Source organism: Streptomyces sp. NPDC053673 (assembly GCF_055585225.1).
On the sequence record NZ_JBVJKN010000009.1, the window covers coordinates 170,357 to 188,482 of the forward strand.

Annotated in this window: 19 protein-coding genes; 7 read left to right on the forward strand and 12 right to left on the reverse strand. The window is 70.1% G+C overall.

Translation table 11 applies throughout. The features are described from left to right. Nucleotides 1-16 precede the first annotated feature (16 nt). Both ACZ6ZQ_RS15985 and ACZ6ZQ_RS15990 read right to left on the reverse strand, forming a co-directional pair. Entirely contained in the window at nucleotides 17-769 is a 753-nt protein-coding gene (locus ACZ6ZQ_RS15985) for an IclR family transcriptional regulator (RefSeq protein WP_469769138.1), read from the reverse strand. Continuing rightward, nucleotides 766-1,839: a sugar kinase gene (locus ACZ6ZQ_RS15990; protein ID WP_469769223.1), complete on the reverse strand. Its 1,074-nt coding sequence runs from the start codon at nucleotides 1,837-1,839 to the stop codon at nucleotides 766-768. The genes ACZ6ZQ_RS15985 and ACZ6ZQ_RS15990 overlap by 4 nt, the downstream gene beginning before the upstream one ends. Before the next feature lie 184 nt (nucleotides 1,840-2,023). On the opposite strand from ACZ6ZQ_RS15990, the gene ACZ6ZQ_RS15995 reads away from it, so the two are divergent. Both ACZ6ZQ_RS15995 and ACZ6ZQ_RS16000 read left to right on the forward strand, forming a co-directional pair. Next, complete coding sequence (locus ACZ6ZQ_RS15995; protein WP_469769139.1) at nucleotides 2,024-3,313, forward strand: alanine racemase; 1,290 nt, start codon at nucleotides 2,024-2,026, stop codon at nucleotides 3,311-3,313. Between the two features lie 60 nt (nucleotides 3,314-3,373). After that, nucleotides 3,374-4,993 carry an N-acyl-D-amino-acid deacylase family protein gene (locus ACZ6ZQ_RS16000; protein WP_469769140.1) on the forward strand — a complete coding sequence of 540 codons (1,620 nt, stop codon included), beginning with the start codon at nucleotides 3,374-3,376 and terminating at the stop codon, nucleotides 4,991-4,993. A gap of 4 nt (nucleotides 4,994-4,997) precedes the next feature. On the opposite strand, the gene ACZ6ZQ_RS16005 is transcribed toward ACZ6ZQ_RS16000, so the two are convergent. From ACZ6ZQ_RS16005 to ACZ6ZQ_RS16050, 10 genes are all read right to left on the reverse strand, one after another. Further along, nucleotides 4,998-5,837, reverse strand: coding sequence for a trypsin-like peptidase domain-containing protein (locus tag ACZ6ZQ_RS16005; protein ID WP_469769141.1), 840 nt, complete (start codon nucleotides 5,835-5,837; stop codon nucleotides 4,998-5,000). A 168-nt stretch (nucleotides 5,838-6,005) separates the two neighbouring features. Beyond that, entirely contained in the window at nucleotides 6,006-8,033 is a 2,028-nt protein-coding gene (locus tag ACZ6ZQ_RS16010; protein ID WP_469769224.1) for a bifunctional polysaccharide deacetylase/glycosyltransferase family 2 protein, read from the reverse strand. 56 nt (nucleotides 8,034-8,089) lie between these two features. Beyond that, nucleotides 8,090-8,551, reverse strand: coding sequence for a hypothetical protein (locus ACZ6ZQ_RS16015; protein WP_469769142.1), 462 nt, complete (start codon nucleotides 8,549-8,551; stop codon nucleotides 8,090-8,092). A 118-nt stretch (nucleotides 8,552-8,669) separates the two neighbouring features. Continuing rightward, nucleotides 8,670-10,217 (reverse strand): polyprenol phosphomannose-dependent alpha 1,6 mannosyltransferase MptB, encoded by a 1,548-nt coding sequence (mptB, locus tag ACZ6ZQ_RS16020; RefSeq protein WP_469769143.1) that lies wholly within the window; start codon nucleotides 10,215-10,217, stop codon nucleotides 8,670-8,672. 87 nt (nucleotides 10,218-10,304) lie between these two features. Then, nucleotides 10,305-10,958 (reverse strand): hypothetical protein, encoded by a 654-nt coding sequence (locus ACZ6ZQ_RS16025; protein WP_469769144.1) that lies wholly within the window; start codon nucleotides 10,956-10,958, stop codon nucleotides 10,305-10,307. Nucleotides 10,959-11,122: 164 nt separating this feature from the next. Next, nucleotides 11,123-11,734, reverse strand: a complete 612-nt coding sequence (locus ACZ6ZQ_RS16030; protein WP_469769145.1) for a hypothetical protein — start codon at nucleotides 11,732-11,734, stop codon at nucleotides 11,123-11,125. Further along, nucleotides 11,731-12,993: a DUF7224 domain-containing protein gene (locus tag ACZ6ZQ_RS16035; protein WP_469769146.1), complete on the reverse strand. Its 1,263-nt coding sequence runs from the start codon at nucleotides 12,991-12,993 to the stop codon at nucleotides 11,731-11,733. The genes ACZ6ZQ_RS16030 and ACZ6ZQ_RS16035 overlap by 4 nt, the downstream gene beginning before the upstream one ends. Nucleotides 12,994-12,995: 2 nt before the next feature. Continuing rightward, on the reverse strand, nucleotides 12,996-13,742 hold the full coding sequence (locus tag ACZ6ZQ_RS16040; RefSeq protein WP_469769147.1) for an ATP-binding cassette domain-containing protein: 747 nt from the start codon (nucleotides 13,740-13,742) through the stop codon (nucleotides 12,996-12,998). A gap of 111 nt (nucleotides 13,743-13,853) precedes the next feature. After that, nucleotides 13,854-14,252, reverse strand: coding sequence for a hypothetical protein (locus tag ACZ6ZQ_RS16045; protein WP_469769148.1), 399 nt, complete (start codon nucleotides 14,250-14,252; stop codon nucleotides 13,854-13,856). 500 nt (nucleotides 14,253-14,752) lie between these two features. After that, nucleotides 14,753-15,229 (reverse strand): ATP-binding protein, encoded by a 477-nt coding sequence (locus tag ACZ6ZQ_RS16050; RefSeq protein ID WP_469769149.1) that lies wholly within the window; start codon nucleotides 15,227-15,229, stop codon nucleotides 14,753-14,755. Between the two features lie 94 nt (nucleotides 15,230-15,323). Here ACZ6ZQ_RS16050 and ACZ6ZQ_RS16055 point away from each other — a divergent pair, with 94 nt between their 5' ends. From ACZ6ZQ_RS16055 to fabV, 5 genes are all read left to right on the forward strand, one after another. Then, nucleotides 15,324-16,118, forward strand: a complete 795-nt coding sequence (locus ACZ6ZQ_RS16055; RefSeq protein WP_469769150.1) for a helix-turn-helix domain-containing protein — start codon at nucleotides 15,324-15,326, stop codon at nucleotides 16,116-16,118. Then, nucleotides 16,115-16,378: a DUF397 domain-containing protein gene (locus tag ACZ6ZQ_RS16060; protein ID WP_469769151.1), complete on the forward strand. Its 264-nt coding sequence runs from the start codon at nucleotides 16,115-16,117 to the stop codon at nucleotides 16,376-16,378. Before ACZ6ZQ_RS16055 ends, ACZ6ZQ_RS16060 begins: the two co-directional genes overlap by 4 nt. Before the next feature lie 48 nt (nucleotides 16,379-16,426). Continuing rightward, on the forward strand, nucleotides 16,427-16,573 hold the full coding sequence (locus ACZ6ZQ_RS16065) for a hypothetical protein (protein ID WP_469769152.1): 147 nt from the start codon (nucleotides 16,427-16,429) through the stop codon (nucleotides 16,571-16,573). Beyond that, entirely contained in the window at nucleotides 16,570-16,698 is a 129-nt protein-coding gene (locus tag ACZ6ZQ_RS16070) for a hypothetical protein (RefSeq protein ID WP_469769153.1), read from the forward strand. Before ACZ6ZQ_RS16065 ends, ACZ6ZQ_RS16070 begins: the two co-directional genes overlap by 4 nt. Before the next feature lie 133 nt (nucleotides 16,699-16,831). Further along, entirely contained in the window at nucleotides 16,832-18,046 is a 1,215-nt protein-coding gene (fabV, locus tag ACZ6ZQ_RS16075; RefSeq protein WP_469769154.1) for an enoyl-[acyl-carrier-protein] reductase FabV, read from the forward strand. The last annotated feature ends 80 nt before the right edge of the window (nucleotides 18,047-18,126 follow it).

Genomic DNA, 18,126 nt, shown 5'->3' on the forward strand with positions numbered 1-18,126 from the left:
TCGGTGGGCCGGTCTCTTACGAATGGGGGGCAGTGCCTGAGTACTCCCGGGTGATGGCGTCGGCGGTGCGGCGCACCAGCGGGAGGAGGGTGAGAAGTTCCTCGGCGGTCACGACGACGTTCGGCGCGGAGACCGACATGGCGGCGACGACGCGGCCGTCCGCACCGCGGATGGGAGCTCCGATGCAGTTGATGGACTCCTCGTGGCCACCGAGGTCGGTGGCCCAGCCCTGTTCGCGTACGGTCGCCAGTTCCTTGAGGAAGGCGCCGGCGTTCGGGATCGAACGGGACGTGTACATGGGGTAGTCGAGGCGCTCGGCGAGGACGCGGCGCTCGGCTTCCGGCAGGTCGGCGAGGAGCAGTTTCGCCACGGCCGCGACGGTGAGGGCGACGGGCTTGCCGATGCGGGAGTACATCCGGACCGGGTAGCGGCTCTCGACCTTGTCGATGTAGAGGACCTCGTTCTCCTCGTGGACGGCGAGGTGGACCGTGTGGCCGCACTGCTCGTTGAGGGCGACGAGGTGGGGGTGGGCGATCTCGCGGATGTCGAGGTTCTCGACGGCTTCCTGGGCGAGGGCGAAGAGGCGGGCGCCGAGGCGGTAGCGCTGGTCCTGCTGGCGGTAGACGAGACCGTGCTGGTGGAGCGTACGCAGCAGCCGCAGCGCGGTGGACTTGTGGACGCCGAGCCGCTCGGCGACCTGGCCGAGGTCTGCGGGGCCCTGCGCGAGCAGCGGCAGGATGCTGAGCGCGCGGTCGACGGTCTGGCTCATGACGTACGTACCTCCTCCGTGGCCTGCGCGGCTGCGGTCCAGCCGGGGCCGAGGTGAAGTCTCCCCCAGCCCTCGCCGTCGAGGGCGACGAGGCGGTCGGCATACGGGGTGGGCGGCGGGGTCCCGAGGTCGCCGGGGACGGTGAGGGCGGCGGCGGCCATGAGATGTCCGTGGCGGAGCCGGTCCCGCGTGGGCAGTCCGCGGAGGGTCGCGGAGAGGAACCCGGCGGCGAAGGCGTCTCCGGCACCGACGGGGGCGACGACGGTGACGCGCGGGGCGGGTACGTGGGTGACGGTGTCGGGGGGCACTTCATTCTGAGCCCCGCCGGCGTTTGAGGCGCGGGGGTCCGGGGGCAGAGCCCCCGGTTCGGGAAGGGGCGGGGTGGGGAATGGCTCCGCGCAGCGGCTGAAGGCCACCGCGCCCCCCGCACCCTGCTTCACCACCAGCACCGCAGGCTCCTGGAGCGCCTCCCTGATCGCCTTCGCGCCGCGCAGGCCCCACGCCTCTCCCGCCTCGTCCTCGCCGACGAAGACGACGTCGGCGCCGCGGGCGAGGTCGAGGAGGACGGCGGGGTCGTCGTGCCGGAGTCCGGGGCGGTGGTTGACGTCGAACGAGACGAGCGGGCGGCCGGGGCGTGGGGCGGTGAGGGTGCGCATCAGGGCGAGGCAGTCGGGCGAGAGGGCCGCGGTGATGCCGGAGAGGTGGAGGACGCGCGCGCCGGCGAGGTCCTCGTAGGGGACGTTGGCCGGGGACATCGCGGACGCCGCCGAACTCGCACGGTAGTAGAGGACCTCGTGGGCGTCCGTCGCGCGGTCGGTGGCCGTCCGGAAGTAGATGCCGGTGGGGCGCGTGGCGTCCCGGCGGACCGCGGTGGTGTCGACGCCGTACGCCGCGACCGCCGCGATCAGGTGGTCGCCGAAGCCGTCCGCCCCGACCCGGCTGACCCACTTCACCGCGTGCCCGGCCGCCGACAGCGCGCACGCCACGTTCGACTCCGCGCCGCCGATGGTGCGGGCGAAGGACGGCACGTCGGCGAGGCGGCCCGGCCGCGACGGCAGGAACGTGACCATGGACTCGCCGAGGCAGACGACGTCCACGACGTCACCGTCGACGGCTGCGGCTCCGGTCACCCTGGCACTCCTCGCTGGTCCTGTGGGTCCATTGACCCGGCGTCCGCTCGGATGTTAGACAGCGTCAAGCGATATGCGCAACGACTGTTGCATATACTGCAACACGCTCCTGAAGGAGGCTCATATGCCCGCCGACAGCGCCGCCCAGCGGCTCGCCGAGCTGGACCGCGAGCCCGTCGACCACCGCTTCAAGGCGCTGCCGCCCGACGCGGAGGGCCTCACCGTCGGCGAGCTGGCCGCCCAGCGCCGCAACCTCTTCACCGGCGGCTTCACCACCCCCGTCCTCGCGCTGTCCGCGGAGTCCCTGGAGCACAACCTCGCCCTTCTGGAGACCTACACCGAGCGCCACGGCCTCGCGTTCGCCCCGCACGGCAAGACCTCCATGTCCCCTCAGCTCTTCGCCCGCCAGCTGGAGCGCGGCGCGTGGGGCATCACCGCCGCCGTCCCGCACCAGGTCCGCGTCTACCGCGCCTTCGGCATCCGGCGCATCTTCCTCGCGAACGAGCTGGTCGACCCCGTGGCGCTCCGCCGGCTCGCCACCGAGCTGGACGGCGACCCCGACTTCCGCTTCGTCTGCTACGCCGACTCGGTCCGCGGTGTCGAGCTGATGGACGAAGCCCTGCGCGACAGCGGCGTCGGCCGCCCGCTGGACGTCGTCGTCGAGCTCGGCGCGGGCGAGACCGCCCGTACCGGTGCCCGCTCCGACGCCGACTGCGCCGCCGTCGCCGACGCGGTCGCCGCCACGAGCACCCTGCGCCTGGTGGGCGTCGCCGGATACGAGGGCGAGGTCCCGGACGCGACGTCCGAGCGGGTACGGGACTGGCTCCGCCGCCTCACCGCTCTCGCCGCGGCCTTCGACAAGGACGGACGCTTCGCCGACGCCCCCGAGATCGTCGTCAGCGCGGGCGGCAGCGCCTGGTTCGACGCGGTCGCCGAGGTGTTCGCGGAGCTCCCCGAACTGTCCCGCCCCGTGCTGAAGCTGCTGCGCTCCGGCGCGTACGTCTCCCACGACGACGGTCACTACAAGCACCTCACCCCCTTCAACCGGGTCCCGCAGGAGGGCGCGCTGGAGCCGGCGTTCCGGCTCTGGGCCCAGGTCGTCTCCCGGCCCACCCCTCAGCAGGCCTTCACCAACGCGGGCAAGCGCGACGCCGCGTACGACCTCGACCTCCCCGAGGCCCAGGTCGTCCGGGACGCCCGCGACGGCGAGATCCGCCCGGCCACCGGCATCACCGTCACCGGCCTCTCCGACCAGCACGGCTGGGTCCGCACGGAGGAGGGCGCAGACCTGGAGGTCGGCGACTGGCTCGGCATGGGCCTTTCCCACCCGTGCACGTCGTTCGACAAGTGGCAGCTGATCCCTCTGGTGGAGGCGGACGGCACGGTCGTCGACTACATCCGCACGTTCTTCTGAGCGCCCCTACATCCGTACGTTCTTCTGAGCGCCTCCGAGCACGGGAGCAGGAGCCCGCACATGGACCTCGTCATCCGCGACGTACGCGTCATCGACGGCACCGGCGGTGCCTCCTACCGCGCCGACGTCGCCCTCCAGGACGGCCGGATCAGCGAGATACGCCGCGAGGGCGAAGGGCCGCGTCCCACCGCCCGCCGCACCCTCGACGCGCGCGGCCTCGCCCTCTCCCCCGGCTTCGTCGACATGCACGCGCACAGCGACCTCGCGCTGCTCCGCGACCCCGACCACAGTGCCAAGGCCGCCCAGGGCGTGACCCTCGAAGTCCTGGGCCAGGACGGCCTGTCGTACGCGCCGGTGGACGACCGCACCCTCGCCGAGGTCCGCAGGTCCATCACCGGCTGGAACGGCGGCGCGCCCGAGGACACCTCCGTCGACTTCGACTGGCGCACGGTCGGCGAGTACCTCGACCGCCTGGACCGGAACTTCGAAGGCCAGGGCATCGCCGTCAACGCCGCGTACCTCGTCCCCCAGGGCACGGTCCGTATGTACGCCGTCGGCTGGGACGACCGCCCGGCCACCGACGCCGAACTCCGGCGCATGAAGCAGCTCGTCGCCGAGGGCCTGGAGCAGGGCGCCGTCGGTATGTCCTCCGGACTCACCTACACGCCCGGCATGTACGCGCAGGACGCCGAGCTCACCGAGCTGTGCCGGGTCGTGGCGGCCTACGACGGCTACTACTGCCCGCACCACCGCTCGTACGGCGCCGGCGCCCTGGAGGCGTACGAGGAGATGGTCGCCCTCACCCGCGACGCCGGCTGCGCCCTCCATCTCGCCCACGCCACCATGAACTTCGGTGTGAACAAGGGCCGCGCCCCGGAGCTGCTGGCCCTGCTCGACGAGGCGCTCGACGCGGGCTCCGACATCTCCCTCGACACGTACCCGTACACCCCGGGCTGCACCACGCTCGTCGCGACGCTGCCGAGCTGGGCGAGCGAGGGCGGCCCCGAGGCGACGCTGGCGCGCCTGCGGGACGACCAGGCCGCCGAGCGGATCCGCCACCATCTGGAGGTCATCGGCTCGGACGGCTGCCACGGCGTGCCCGTCGAGTGGGACACGATCGAGATCTCGGGTGTGAGCGACCCCGGGCTGGCGTCGTTCGTGGGCAGGACGATCCAGCAGTCGGCCGGGATGCGCGGCGAGGAGCCATGGGTCACGGCCCGCCGCCTGCTCGTCGCCGACCGGCTCGGCTCGACGATCCTCCAGCACGTCGGCCACGAGGAGAACGTCCGGGCGATCATGCGCCACCGTGTGCACACCGGAGGCTCGGACGGGATCCTCCAGGGCTCCAAGCCGCATCCGCGGGCGTACGGCACCTTCCCGCAGTACCTCGGCCGCTACGCCCGTGACCTGGGCGTCCTCTCCCTGGAGGAGACGGTCGCCCACCTCACCTCGCGCCCGGCGGCCCGGCTGCGCCTCCCCGACCGGGGCCTGGTGCGCGAGGGCTACCGCGCGGACCTGGTCCTCTTCGACCCGGACACGGTCGCAGCCGGATCCACGTTCGACGCCCCGCGCACCCTCCCGGCCGGCATTCCGCATGTCCTGATCGACGGGCGTTTCGTCATCGAGGACGGGAAGCGTACGGACGTACTGGCCGGGAAGGCGATCCGCAGGACGCCGTGAGCGGTCAGGGCCTGGGCAGCGTGCAGCCCGGACGGCCCAGGTCGATCTTGTTGCCGACGCCGATGCACGGGACGATGATGTATGTCTGCTGGCCGTAGTTGATGCCCTCGCGGACGGTCACGTTGCCGTTCTCGTCGACCTCGCAGGGATTGTTGTCCGTGCAGCGGCCGCCGTCCTCGTTCCCGGTGTTGTTGACGGCGACGACCTTGCCGGTGGCGTCGTCGATGACGGGCGAGCCGGAGGTACCGCCGATGGTGTTGCAGGACGAGGTGTAGCGGACCGAGTCCTTCCAGGTCCACGAGCCTTCCTTCAGGCGGTAGGCGAACCCGTCGATGTCACAGCTGTAGATCCGCTTCCAGTAGCCGGAGACCACCTTGATGGCCTTGCCTGCGACCGGGTGCGCCGCGTCCAGCTCCAGCGCCTTGATGCGGTACCGGCTCTCGATCTGTGCGTACGTGGTGGTGAGTTCGTAGAGCGAGACGTCGGTGTCGGTCATCGTCCCGTACGCGATCTTGCTTGCCCGGAGCGTGCCGACTCTGTTCCCGGCGGAGTTGAGGAGTCCGAAGGAGCGGGACGAGGGACGGTCGACGATGACCTGGCCGGGTGCGGGGAAGCCGGTCTCCAGGCAGTGGCCGTTGGAGAGTACGAGGGCGGGGTCGTCCGGCTGCGAGTCGGGCGTACGGACCACGGAACCGGAACAGTTGCTGAGCGCGACGGTCCCGGCGAAGTCGACGGCCTTGACCTGGGTCCCGGTGTCGGCGGGGGGCGTCGACGCGATCGCGGGTGCGGCACCCGCTCCTAAGAGCGCGAGAGCGAGGAGCGCGGCGGCGAGAGGCTTGTTCATGTGGGGGTCCCCTCTTGCGACGTGAGTGACCGGAGTGAATCCGGAGTTGTCATGCGCATTGTCGAGGGGCCAACTCACACCATCAAGGCATCCTTTTCGGCCAAGGAAGGAGCCGTCGTCGGCGGCGGCGGCGAGCCACCCGCGTGGGCCTGCCCGACTGGCATTACGTCAGGCGTTCACCGCGCGACGGTCCTCCAGGGTGTCCGTCGCCGAACCCGTGCGCTGCATCCGCTGCCACCGCAGGCGGTTGCCCATCAGGGCCGTGACCACCGACTGGACGACGACCAGGTACATCAGCTGCCGGTAGACGAAGATCTGGAGCGGCAGCGTCCACAGGGGCTCGAACTTCTCCCGGTCCAGGCGCAGTGCGTACACCGCGCTGAAGACCTGGACCGCGGTGAAGGCCAGCCAGACCGCCGCCGCCTGACCCGCGCCCTGGAACAGCAGTCCGTACAGGGCGAAGACGTCGACGAGCGGGGCGAGCAGCGGCAGGACCGTCTGGAACAGCAGCAGATAGGTCAGACCACGGCGGCCGAGCTTGCCCCCGGCGCCCCGCTCCAGCAGCGCGCCGCGGTGCTTCCACATGGCCTGCAGCGTGCCGTAGCACCAGCGGTAGCGCTGCTTCCACAACTGCCGCACCGTCGAGGGGGCCTCGGTCCAGGCGATGGCCGACTCCTCGTAGACCACGCGCCAGCCGGCCCGGCCCAGGGCCATGGTGAGGTCGGTGTCCTCGGCCAGGGTGTCCTCGCTGACGCCGCCCACCCGCAGGAGCGCGTCACGGCGGAACGCCCCGATCGCGCCCGGAACGGTGGGCATGCACTCCATGACGTCGAACATGCGGCGGTCGAGGTTGAAACCGATGACGTACTCGAGGTGCTGCCAGCGGCCGAGGACGCCCTGCCGGTTGCCGACCTTGGTGTTGCCGCTGACCGCGCCGACGCGCGGGTCGGAAAGCGGCTGGATCAGGTTGAAGACCGCGTCGGGCTCGAAGACCGTGTCACCGTCGATCATGACGACGATGTCGAAGTGGGCCCAGGCCAGCCCGGTGTTGAGGGCGGCGGCCTTCCCGGAGTTGTTCTGGCGGATCACCATGACCCGGCGGTCGTCGATCGACTCGGCGATCTCGAAGGTCCGGTCGGTGGAGCCGTCGTCGACCACGATGATCTGGACGGCCTGGTGACTGGAGGCGAGCAGCGAACGCACCGTCGCCTCGATACCCGCTTCCTCGTTGTACGCGGGGACGATCACCGAGACCGGGTCGGTGAGCGGTGGGAAGCGTGGCCCGCCACGACGCCGGGAGCGCCTGCCCCGTACGCGCTTCACATGCACACGGGCGACGGTGAACAGCATCACCAGCCGGGCCGCGGTGATCACACCGGCCACGAGCAGGAACCAGGTCATGCCGTCGGCGAAGGCCCGGGACGCCTGCTGGGCGCGGACGACGGCGACCCCCTTCCACTCCGCGGCGCCGGAGACGGCATAGGTGGTGCCCCGCAGCCCGAGACCGGCACCGACGGTCGTGTACGTGACCCGGTCGCCGCGGGTGGCGGTCAGCAGCCGCTCGGTCTCGGCGATGGCGCCGGTCGAGCCGGTGAGCTGCCGGACGGCGCCCTGTGCGGCGTCCCGGCCGGACGGATCGGCGGCCACGAGGACATAGCCGTCGGCGATGGCGCGCCGGGCCGCCTCGCCCATGTCGCCGCAGAGGGTGGCGACGTCCGCGGTGTGCGGGAGGCGCAGCAGATGGGTGCCGACGCCCGCGGTGCCGGCCAGGACGTTCTGGGTGAGGGCGAGCTCAAGACGGAAGCGCGGCTCCGAGAGACCGGCGAGATTGGCGTCCGTGTACGTGTGCGAGCCGATCTCGTGGCCCTCGTCCTTGATCCGGCGTACCAGATCGGGGTGGGCGGCGGCCTGGGTGCCGGTGAGGAAGAAGGTGCCCTTGGCGTCGTGCCGCTTCAGCAGGTCGAGCAGGCGCGGGGTCCAGGCCGGGTCAGGGCCGCCGTCGTAGGTGAGGGCGACGCTGCCGGAAGGCATCCGGGCCCCGGCGGCTTCGCCGGTCTTCGGGGCCTGCCGCAGGACGGGCCCGTCGGCGAACTCGGACGCCGTGGTGGCCGGGCACCGGCCGGCGGGCGCGGCGGTCGGGGCTATCTCGTGCCGCCCGTAGCCGCTGAAGATCAGGGCGGTGGCGGCGACAGCCATGGTGAGAATCAGCAGCACCCAGTGAGCGCGGGGGTCCCTGCGCAGGGCGTGCCGGGTCACTTCGGCCCCTTGCCGTCCGCGGCGGGGCTGCGCCGGGGCGCGTTGCCGGAGTTCCCGGGAAGGGCACTCGCCGCAGGACTTGCCGCCGGGGGCGCCGTGGTGGCGGTGGCGGCCGGACCGGCCCCGTCGGTACCGGGGCTCCCCGATGCGTCGGATCCCCTGGTGGCGGAGGCCGAAGGAGAGGCCGCGTCCGAGACCGCCTCCGCGTCGGCCTTGTCGTCGGCGGCTTCCCGGGACTCGGCGGTGGACGGGGTCGGCTCGTCGACCGCGGGAGGCGGATCCTGCCGGCTCTGACTCCAGGGCAGCGGCCCGCCGGCCGGCCCGGCGCCGAAGAATCCGGCCAGGACAATGACGACAAAGCAGACACACGCGGCACCCATGACGACGGACGCATACCTCATGAGGCGGCGCCTGCGCCCCGAGGCATCGACGAACACCGCGTTCTCCTGTCGAGTCATAGCCGCGGATTGTACGGACTGAAGGAGTCCACTTCGAAGCCAGGTACCAAACCCGACATTCTGTCCGTTATGCGCGGGGCCGCCCGGACCCCGGCGGGCCGCGGGCCGCGGATGCGCCCTATGGCGCCGGCCGCGCCGTGGCCGATGCCCCGGTGGCGTCGGCGGGTCCGGTCGATTGCCCACGGCTCCCGGGGTACGGGCCCGGCGCAGGCACAGGACGCGGATGCGGAGGCAGCCGGCGCAGGGCCGCGACCGCGACGACGGCCGCGACGACGGCGAGCACGAAGCCGTACGGCGGGGTGTGGCCCGAGGGCGCGGTCTCGTACACCAGGCTCACGGAGAGAACCATCAGCACTCGGACGATCAGGCCGTCCCATGCGGCGGTCGCGGCGACCACCGCCATCCCCCACAGCAGGTACCACGGCTGCACCATCGGCGAGAGCGCGACCAGCGCCAGCAGTGACAGAGCCAGGCCGTGGACGGCGTGGAGGGCCGGACGGCCGCGCCACGGGAACAGCGTCCGGAAGGCCAGGATGGCGATCACCGCGAGCGCGGCGGCGAGCCCGAGGCTCTGCACGGCCCCTTTCACGGTGACCAGGTCCGCGCCCGCCACCGCATGCGCCAGCGCCCCGGCGGCCTGACCGAGGTCGCTGGAGAGCGACAGCGGCGTGTGTATGGTTCCGGCGACACTCTGCGTCCGCAGCCAGCCGAAGCCGGTGCCGCCGAGGAGCGTGGCGCCGGCGGCGACCGCGGCGGACACCAGGCCGGGACCGAGGAATCCCTTCAGTACGCGCCGGACGAGCGAGCCACCGCCCTGACGGACGACGATCACGCCGATGAAGAGCAGGGCGACGGCCGCCGGAGACTTGATCATCATGGCGAGGGCGACGACCCCGCTGCCCAGCAGCGGGCGCCCGCGCAGCGCGCAGACGACGCCGGTCAGCATGAGGCCAATCATCAGCCCGTCGTTGTGCGTCCCGCCGACGACATGCAACAGCAGGAGAGGGTTGAGCGCGGCCAGCCACAGCGCGCGGCTCCCGCTCGCGTCGCAGGCGACGGCGAGCTGCCGTACCGCCCAGACGATCAGTACGAGCGCGGCCACGGCGATCAGCCGCATCCCGAGCACGGCGGGCACGAGCGTCCCGCCCGTGACCCACACGACCGCCTTCGCCAGGACAAGGAAGACCGGCCCGTACGGCGCCGGGGTCTCGGTCCAGTGACCGCCCACACTGGCCGCGGCGTCGGCGCCGCGCGAGTCCGGGGCGAGGACCGACGGTCCGTGTGTGTAGACGTCATGGCCGTCGAGGACCATCGCGCCCTGGGCGATGTAGCTGTAGACGTCCGCGCTGTGGAGCGGCGGCGCGAGCACGAGGGGCGCGGCCCACCAGCCGAGCGTGACGAGGCTGTCCCGTACCCCGGGGCCGTCCGGCTCCGCGAGCAGCCGCCCGTACGACCACCAGGCCAGGACCAGCAGCGTCAGCCCGGCGTACGCGAGCACCGCCGCCGCGATGGTCACTCCGGACCCGTGCGGAACCCACAACCCCCACGGGTCACGAACCGGCAAGGCCCCGGCGACCGTACCTCCGGCCGCGATCGCCAGTGCACCGATCGCCCCCAGCCGGCGCACCCCGGTCGCACTCCGCTTCCACATGAGCAGCAGGTCCATTCCCACCCGGTTTGCCGGATCGCACGGATCGCACAGATCGCGAGGATCGCAAGGATTGACGAGCTTACAGCGCCCGCCCTCGCCCACTCAGCGCGCGAGGAGCATGTACGTGTTCTCCAGCTCGTCCTGCACGACGTGGGCCTTTCCCTCGACCGTCCGCACGATCACGTCGACCTCCGGGATGTGGACCCGGTACTGCCAGCCCTGCGGGAGCCTCAGTCGCTCGCCGAGTGTGGCCAGGGAGTCCATCGTCTGGCTGTCGTCCACGGTGTGGGAATACGCCTGCAGCACGTACGCCCGGTCGCCCGGGGCGATCAGCGCGTACATCGGTTTGCCGGCGGACAGGACGTACTCGGTGTCGCGCTCCACCGTGGAATCGACGTAGTACTTCTTCGCCGTCGCCCCGGTGACGTCGATCTCCGGAGGAATGCGGAGCTCGGCCGCCCAGCGGGCCTCCAGGCCGTCGAACATCGCGGTGTCCCCCCACGCGTACGTCGTAACCTCGTCGATCGTCCAGAAGCGGGGGCCGTTCAGGAACACGATCGGCACCTGGAACTGCTCCGCCAGGGCACGGGGGTCGAGCGCGTTCCACTTCTCGGGCGGACAGTCGTTGAGACCGAAGGTGTTGTAGACGGCCGCCTTGAGTCCACCGTCCTCGTCCGGCGAGATGAGAATGACCTCGCCGTAGCGGGCGTCCCGCAGACCGCTCAGGTGCCGGGACGGTTTCGTCGTGTGGGACATGGTTCCTCCGGGTGGTGAGGCGCTGCGTCCACAGCATCAAGCGCAGCACACCCCTGGCGAAGTCGCACGCCGTCGCCGATCTCGAAGCCGCTGCTCACTGCTATGGTCGGTGGCGGTTTACGACTGGAGCCTGAGCGGCGGATCCGCCACCGCGGATCTGTTCCTCAGGCTCCAGCTCGTCGGTGCAGTCGTGCCAGGGCACCGTGCATCTGCGCGGAAGCGAGCGCTGCACCCACGACGAGCAGCCCGACAGCTGTTGCTGCCGCGGCGGAGGATTGAGCCGGCTGCAGGATCCACGCCCATCGTTCGGGCTGGCCACCGCGTTGCCAGCCCGTGGCCGCGCAGAGCAGGGGAAGTGCGGTGGTCAGGACCGCGGCAATGCGGGGACCGAGGACTGTCGTCAGTAGCAGGGCGCATCCGATGTAGCCAGTGAGGTTGCGTCCGAGGACGATCGTGATGTCGTTTGCTGAGATGAGGTGCAGGAGCCCGGCAGCGGTTGCGCCTGCCGCTGCTGTGGCCAGTCCCAGTGTTGCGTTCCATCCGGGCATGGGGCGGCAGGCGACGCTTTCGACCCTTGTGTCGGTGCGCCCCATGCCATACATGAGCATGACGGCGGGCAGGACGGTGATCAGGTGTCCTACAAGAAAGGTGCCCGACTGTCCGGTGAGCACAGGGATGGGCAGTTCCGCTTCGCCGGCGAGGAGCCCTCCGAGCATGGTGAGGCAGACGGTGGCGAGGAGGCCGACCGCGCCGCGTGCGCGCAGCCACCAGATCACCGGGCCCCCTCGACGCTTAGCTCGGGCTTGGTCGTGCACGACTGGATGGCGACGAGATTGGTCTTGTACCAGGCCTGTTGCAGCTTCCTCGGCTGCTGGGTGACTGTGCGGGCGAGAGTGGCCGCCTCCGGGGTCACCTGCCCGGAGACGATGTCACCGGGCACGCCGGCCGTCAGCATCAGCCAGGCGGCAAGCGGTTCTCGCGCGGCGCCTGCCGGATAGTCCTGGGTGTCCGCGCACTCCGGCGGTTGCGGAAGGATCCCGGCGACGACCGCTACGGGAATCTCCGCGCGTGTGGCATCAGGGAGGATCCCGAGCTTGGCCTGTTCCCTGGCAGGGCTTGCCGCCATGGTGAAGACAGGCGGCGCGTCGACGCCGGCTGTCGTGAGCCGGGTCAGGGCTCGTTCGGTTTCGCTTCTCACCATGGCACTGTCGCGTACCTCGGGCCACAGACAGACGCGGACGGATGCGGAATCCTCGCAGATGAGAGCTGCGGTCGGTCTGTCACTCACGGGGTCGGCCGTCAGATCGTGCGCGAACCAGGAAGAGGTCGCCGCACCGGCGATGGCGAGCGCCAGGGATGCCACCAAGATGGCTTTGCGACGCGGGAACTGGACCACGAGTCCTGCCGCGAGTGTGAGCGTGAGTGCGAAGACCCCAGCGCTCCACATCGCGCGTGAGTCCAGCACCTGGTCCACGGCGCAACAGTTGTGCAGCCCACCCCCTACGAGGTGACGGATCCACAGGATGTCCCAGGACACGGGGTAGGCGTTGGCGATGAATGCCGCGACGAGCGTCACCGGCACCGAGATGACCGCTGGCCACCGGCGGCCGACGAGATAGCCGAGCACCGTGTTGGCGCTGATCAGCAGGACTTCGACGAGGACGACGCCTGTCTCGGACAGCGACGGTGTCGTCCCAGAGGCGCTGGTGGTGAGGGCGACGGCGGTGAGCGCTGCGATCAGCCCCGTCACTACTACCGGCAGCAGTACGGGCGTCACGATGGCCAGGGGCGATCGCGCGGTCGTCTGTGTGAAGACCTGGCCCCTTGTCAGCCGGGCTCCTTCCCATGCACCGAGTCCTGCGCAGCCGGTGGCGATGAAGGGCAGTGCGAAGGTGGCGCTTCCGATGGCAGAGGGCCAGTAGTTGTCCGTGACGAAGGTCGTGAGGTCGTCGGAGAGCGCCAGAAAGACGAAGACCACGGCGAGCGGCAGTCCGAAGGCGGCCGAGGAGGTGCGCAACGCGGTACGCAGCAGCATCGTCAGACCTCCCCGTGTACGAGGCGGGCGTAGGCCGCCTCCGCCCGCTCACGAGCTCCCTGGTGTGCGGTGCCGGCCAAGGCGTGGAAGTCCGTTGTGCTGCCCTGGAAGCGCACCATTCCGCGGTCCAGCACGACTACGTGGGAGTAGGAGTCGGCGAGGTCTTCGGTCTGATGGGTTGAGACGATGACATGCACGTCCGGGACAAGGGATTCCAGGATCGTGCGAAAGACGCGTCGCTGGGTGGGGTCCAGGCCGGCGGTCGGTTCGTCCATCAGGATCAGTTCGCTGTCGTGGACGAGAGCACCGGCCAGGCCCATGCGGCGTGCCTGCCCACCGGAAAGCTGGTGGCTGCGTCGCCCCGCGAGGTCAGTCAGTTTCACCCGCTGCAATGCTGCCGCCGACGCGTCCCACGCCTCCGTGCGTGACATGCCTTTCAGCCACCCGGAATAGGCAACCTGCTCACGGACCGTCAGGCCCGGTATAGCCACCACGGTCTGAGGCAGCCATGCCACCGCCCTGCGATAGGCCTTCGTGGAGCGACCGCCGACAGGGCTCTTGCGCCGCCACGAGATACGTCCTCTGTCCGGCGACAGATGCGACGCCGCCAGCGCCATGAGAGTCGACTTGCCGGCTCCGTTGGGGCCCAGAAGGACTGTTGCTGACTCGTTGACGGACAGCTCCAGTCCACTCAGCACCGAAGTGTTGCGGCTGTAACGGAAGCTGACGTCGCTGAAGTGCAAGGTCATGTGCACCAAAATCAATCCGCCGCGCGATCTCCACACGCAGCTCGAGCATGAGACGCGAAGAGTGCCGTCGCACCCACGACCATACGGTCGTGGGAGCGACGACTTGAAGCACTACCAGCTGATTCGGATGCTCTTCACTGTCAGAACACCACCGGGGTTGAAGCCCTTGAGTACGAAGTAGTAGTCACCGGCCGACTCATCGCCCCACGTGTACGTGTTGCACTTGTTCGTCCTGGACCCCTTGTTCTCATCCGGGCCGAAGACGTCCTTGTACAGGGCCAGGGTTGCCGAGTTGAGGCCGCCGCCACCACCGTCGGTGTGGCAGTCCGCGAAGCGCACGGACGTCTTGACAGCGTCTCTGTTGTTGTCCTTCCACCGGCTGGACTCCGCCCACGGACGCCAGCCGGTCAGGCTGGTGTCGCGGTAGTTCTCTGCGTGCGCTGGAGCTGCCGCCAGTCCGAGCATCAGAACGGCACCGGCGAATGCAACGACTTTCCGCGCGTTACGCATGGTCCTCCCCCTCCAGAATGGTGCGACCCGAGGGTCGCGTGAGCTTTACGTGGTCAGCGCGAGCTCGCTGAGTGATCATATGACTACTCACCCGCAACGGTAGGGGAACTAACGTTCGACCTGAGGAAGATCTGAGGTTCCGCGTTACGGGTGACCGCCACGAGCCGCTGCCGGACTGCGATCAACCGCCGCACGCTCGTGGGCAGCCAGCTCACGCATGCGGAATACGCGCTTGTGATGGGCGAAGTAGCATGCACACCAGATCGGTTGGCAAGGCACCGAGGTCCTCGGCCCGCGCGCGCCGCCTCGCGCTGGGGGGCGCCTCGCAATGGGGTCCGCACCGGACAGGACGTATTCCGGCCGGTGACGACATGATCGACGACGTGGCGCTTGGCCCCTTCGGCTGTACACACTGGATTTACGACCCGCCGAGCTGTCGCCGAGCCCGGAGCCCACCAAGACCCCGGGCATCCCGTGAGCCGACAAGGGCGTCAAAGCCCTCACTCGACGCGGGGGACGACACAACAGTTGTCCAGGCTGCCGCCCAGATCAGCGGAATTGGCCGATTCCTGGCTGGGCAGCAGCGACACCTCGCACCACACCGTCTTGCCGATGCCGCACTCCCGCGGATACGCACCCCACGCGTCGGCGAGCGCGGCCACGAGCGTGAGCCCGCGCCCCGACTCGTCGTCGGGCGCGGCCACACGCGGGCACGGGAGCACCTCGCTCGCGTCGGACACCTCGACCCGCAGCGTCGCCCCGTCCCCGCCCAGCACACACCGCGTCCACACCTCACGGCCCGGCGAGACCCGGGCGTGCCGGCACGCGTTCGTCACCAGCTCACTGAGCAGCAGTACGGCCGTCTCGGTCATGTCGTCCGGGATCTTCCAGTCCCTCGCCTGCTCGGCCAGAAGCGCACGGGCGCGGCCCGCACTGCGCGGGCTGCGGGGCAGCCGCCACTCGATGTGCTGATTCATGGCTCATACGGTGCTGGCGCAGGCATAGCCTCGTGGAGTAACTGCGTGGGTACGAACCGTGGTTGTACCCAGTACGTCCCGGGGAGGCAGGCCCTTGAGCGAGGCATGGCGCTACTGCGGCAACCAGATCAAGCTGTGGCGGACGGAGGCCGGGATCACCCGGGAGCAGCTCGGCAGGGAAGCGAACTACGAGTACGAGTCGGTCAAGTCGATGGAACAGGGCCGCCGCAGACCGACGGTGCGGCTCCTCCAGATCGCGGACCAGATGTGCGGGGCGCAGGGGAAGTTGCTGGCGGCGCGGGAGTTCCTGAAGCCGGAGCCGTTTCCGGAGAGGGCAAAGGAGTTCATGGCGATCGAGGCGGAGGCGATCGCGCTGCACTGGTACGAGCCGCTGCTGATTCCGGGGTTGCTCCAGACCGAGGCGTACGCGCGGGCGCTGATCAGCGAGAGTTGTCCGCCCCTGGACGACGAGACGGTGGAGGAGCGGGTGAGGGGACGAATGCAGCGGCAGGAGGCGCTGACCCACAAGACCCGCACGATGTTCAACTTCGCGCTGTACGAGGCGTCGCTGCGGACGATGACCGGGGGCGACGAGGCGATGAAGCGTCAGCTGCAACGCCTGCTGGAAACCGGTGAGTTGCGGAACGTGTCCATCCAGGTGCTGCCGACGGGGCGTTGCAGTGGCGTCGCACTCAATGGCCCTATTGTCCTTCTGGAGTCACCGGAGCACGAGCTCTACGCCTGGGCAGAGGGGCAGAAGACCAGTGCGCTCTACGCTGAACGCGACAAGGTCAGTGAACTGACCCAGGCGCATGACATGATCCGCAGGCACGCCCTCTGCGTCGAGGACTCAGCCGAGTTCATCAGAAAGGTGGCCGAAGAGCTATGAGCGACAGACTCACATGGTTCAAGTCCAGCTACAGCGACAGCGAAGGCAGCGCGTGCATCGAAGTCGCCCTCGACTGGCACAGGTCCACGTACAGCGACAGCGAGGGCGGCGCCTGCGTCGAGGTCGCCACCTGCCCCCACACCATCCACGTCCGCGACTCCAAGCTCGGCGCCACCAGCCCCCGCTTCGCCGTCGCCGCCCCCGCCTGGACCGCCTTCGTGACCGAGATCCGGGATTCGGGATCCGAGCGCCTTATGTAAGGAACGCGTACGCCCGACAGTCTCGGCTCAGCGCACGATCTGACATGGATGTTCCTCGGCGACTCGTGCACCCTGCTGATCGACCGGTTCGACCAGAAGGCCGGCACCTCCACCGGCCGCCGTCCCCCGAGGGCGATCCCGCCCGCGGCCCTGATGGCCCGTATGAACACCACGGCTGCGGGGAGCCAGCGGTGAGCGTCGACACCGCGGCGGTGGCTGTCAAGGCGCTGGTGTGGGTGACGGGCCGGCCGCGCGAGGAATTCGCGCGCCGTGGGCCGAGCTGGAGCAGGATCCGGCGTCTCGGCTCGAACTGGTGGTGACCCTCCAAACCCGACTCGCGTTCTCTGTGCCGGATGATGTCACCGCGCGTATCCGAAGGGTCGCAGACTTACAGGATGCGGTCGCCCCACTCGCGGCCGCGTCCTCGTCCGAGCCGACCTCAAGGACTCCCTCGTGAGCGAACGCGTCATCAGCCCCCGCAGCCGCGGATTCCTCTTCCTCGACTCCCACCCGGCCGGCTGCGAACAGCTCGTCAAAGACATGTGGCAGGCCGTACCGGCCCCGTCGTCCGTACCGGACGGGGACGGGCCGGTGGCGCTCGTCATCGGCTCCTCCGCCGGGTACGGACTCGCCGCGACGATCGCCGGGCTAGCCCGAGCGGGGATCCGCGGCATCGGGGTGTGCTTCGAGAAGGCGCCCACCGAGCGGCGCACGGCCACGGCCGGCTGGTACCGGACCGCCGCCGTCGCCGATCTCGCCCGCGCCCACGGTCGGGACATGGTCTTCCTCAACGGCGACGCCTTCAGCAATGCCATGAAGGACCAGGTCGCCGACCTCCTCACCGAGCGGTTCGGCGGCCGACTGGACCACCTCGTCTACTCCGTCGCCGCCCCGCGCCGTACCGACCCGGACACCGGCACCACGTACGCCTCTGTGCTCAAGCCGATCGGCCGGGCCTACCGCACCAAGACCCTCGTCTTCGACGACCAGGGCGCCCCGGAGGTCAAGGAAGTCGAGACCGCGCCGGCCGAGGGCGACGACATCGACCAGACCGTCGCGGTGATGGGCGGGACAGACTGGGAACGCTGGATCGACCACCTCGCCGGCCGGGACCTGCTCGCCGAAGGCTTCACCACCGCCGCCCTTTCTTACATCGGATCGCCGCTCAACGCCGCGATCTACCGGCAGGGCACCATCGGTGCCGCCAAGTCCCACCTGGAAGCCACCGCCCGCACCCTCGACGAACGGCTCGGCGAGCTGGTCGGTGGCCGGGCGGTGACCTCGGTCAACGGTGCCGCTGTCACCCAGTCCTCCACCGCCGTCCCCGGCATCGCCCTCTACGTCGGCCTGCTGCGCGGCGTCCTCGGCCAGGCACTGGTCCCGCCCATCGGGCAGTTGGTCAAGCTCTGGGACCAGCTCACCGGCGCCCACCCGCTCACCCTCGACGACGAAGGCCGCGTACGCCTCGACACCTGGGAACTCGCCGACTCCGTGCAGGCCACGGTGGCCGAGCGCTGGAAGAAGGCCACCACCGACACCATCGGCGACCTCGCCGGCCTGGACTGGTTCCACGACGAGGTACGGCGCCTGTACGGCTTCGCCGTGCCCGGCGTCGACTACACCACGCCGGTCGAGACCGACGTGCTCTGGCCCGACCCGACCAGCTGAACACCCTGGAGGAACTGCTCGTGCCGTCCAACGAGCAACTCATCCGCTGATGGACCGCCTTCGTGACCGAGATCCGGGAT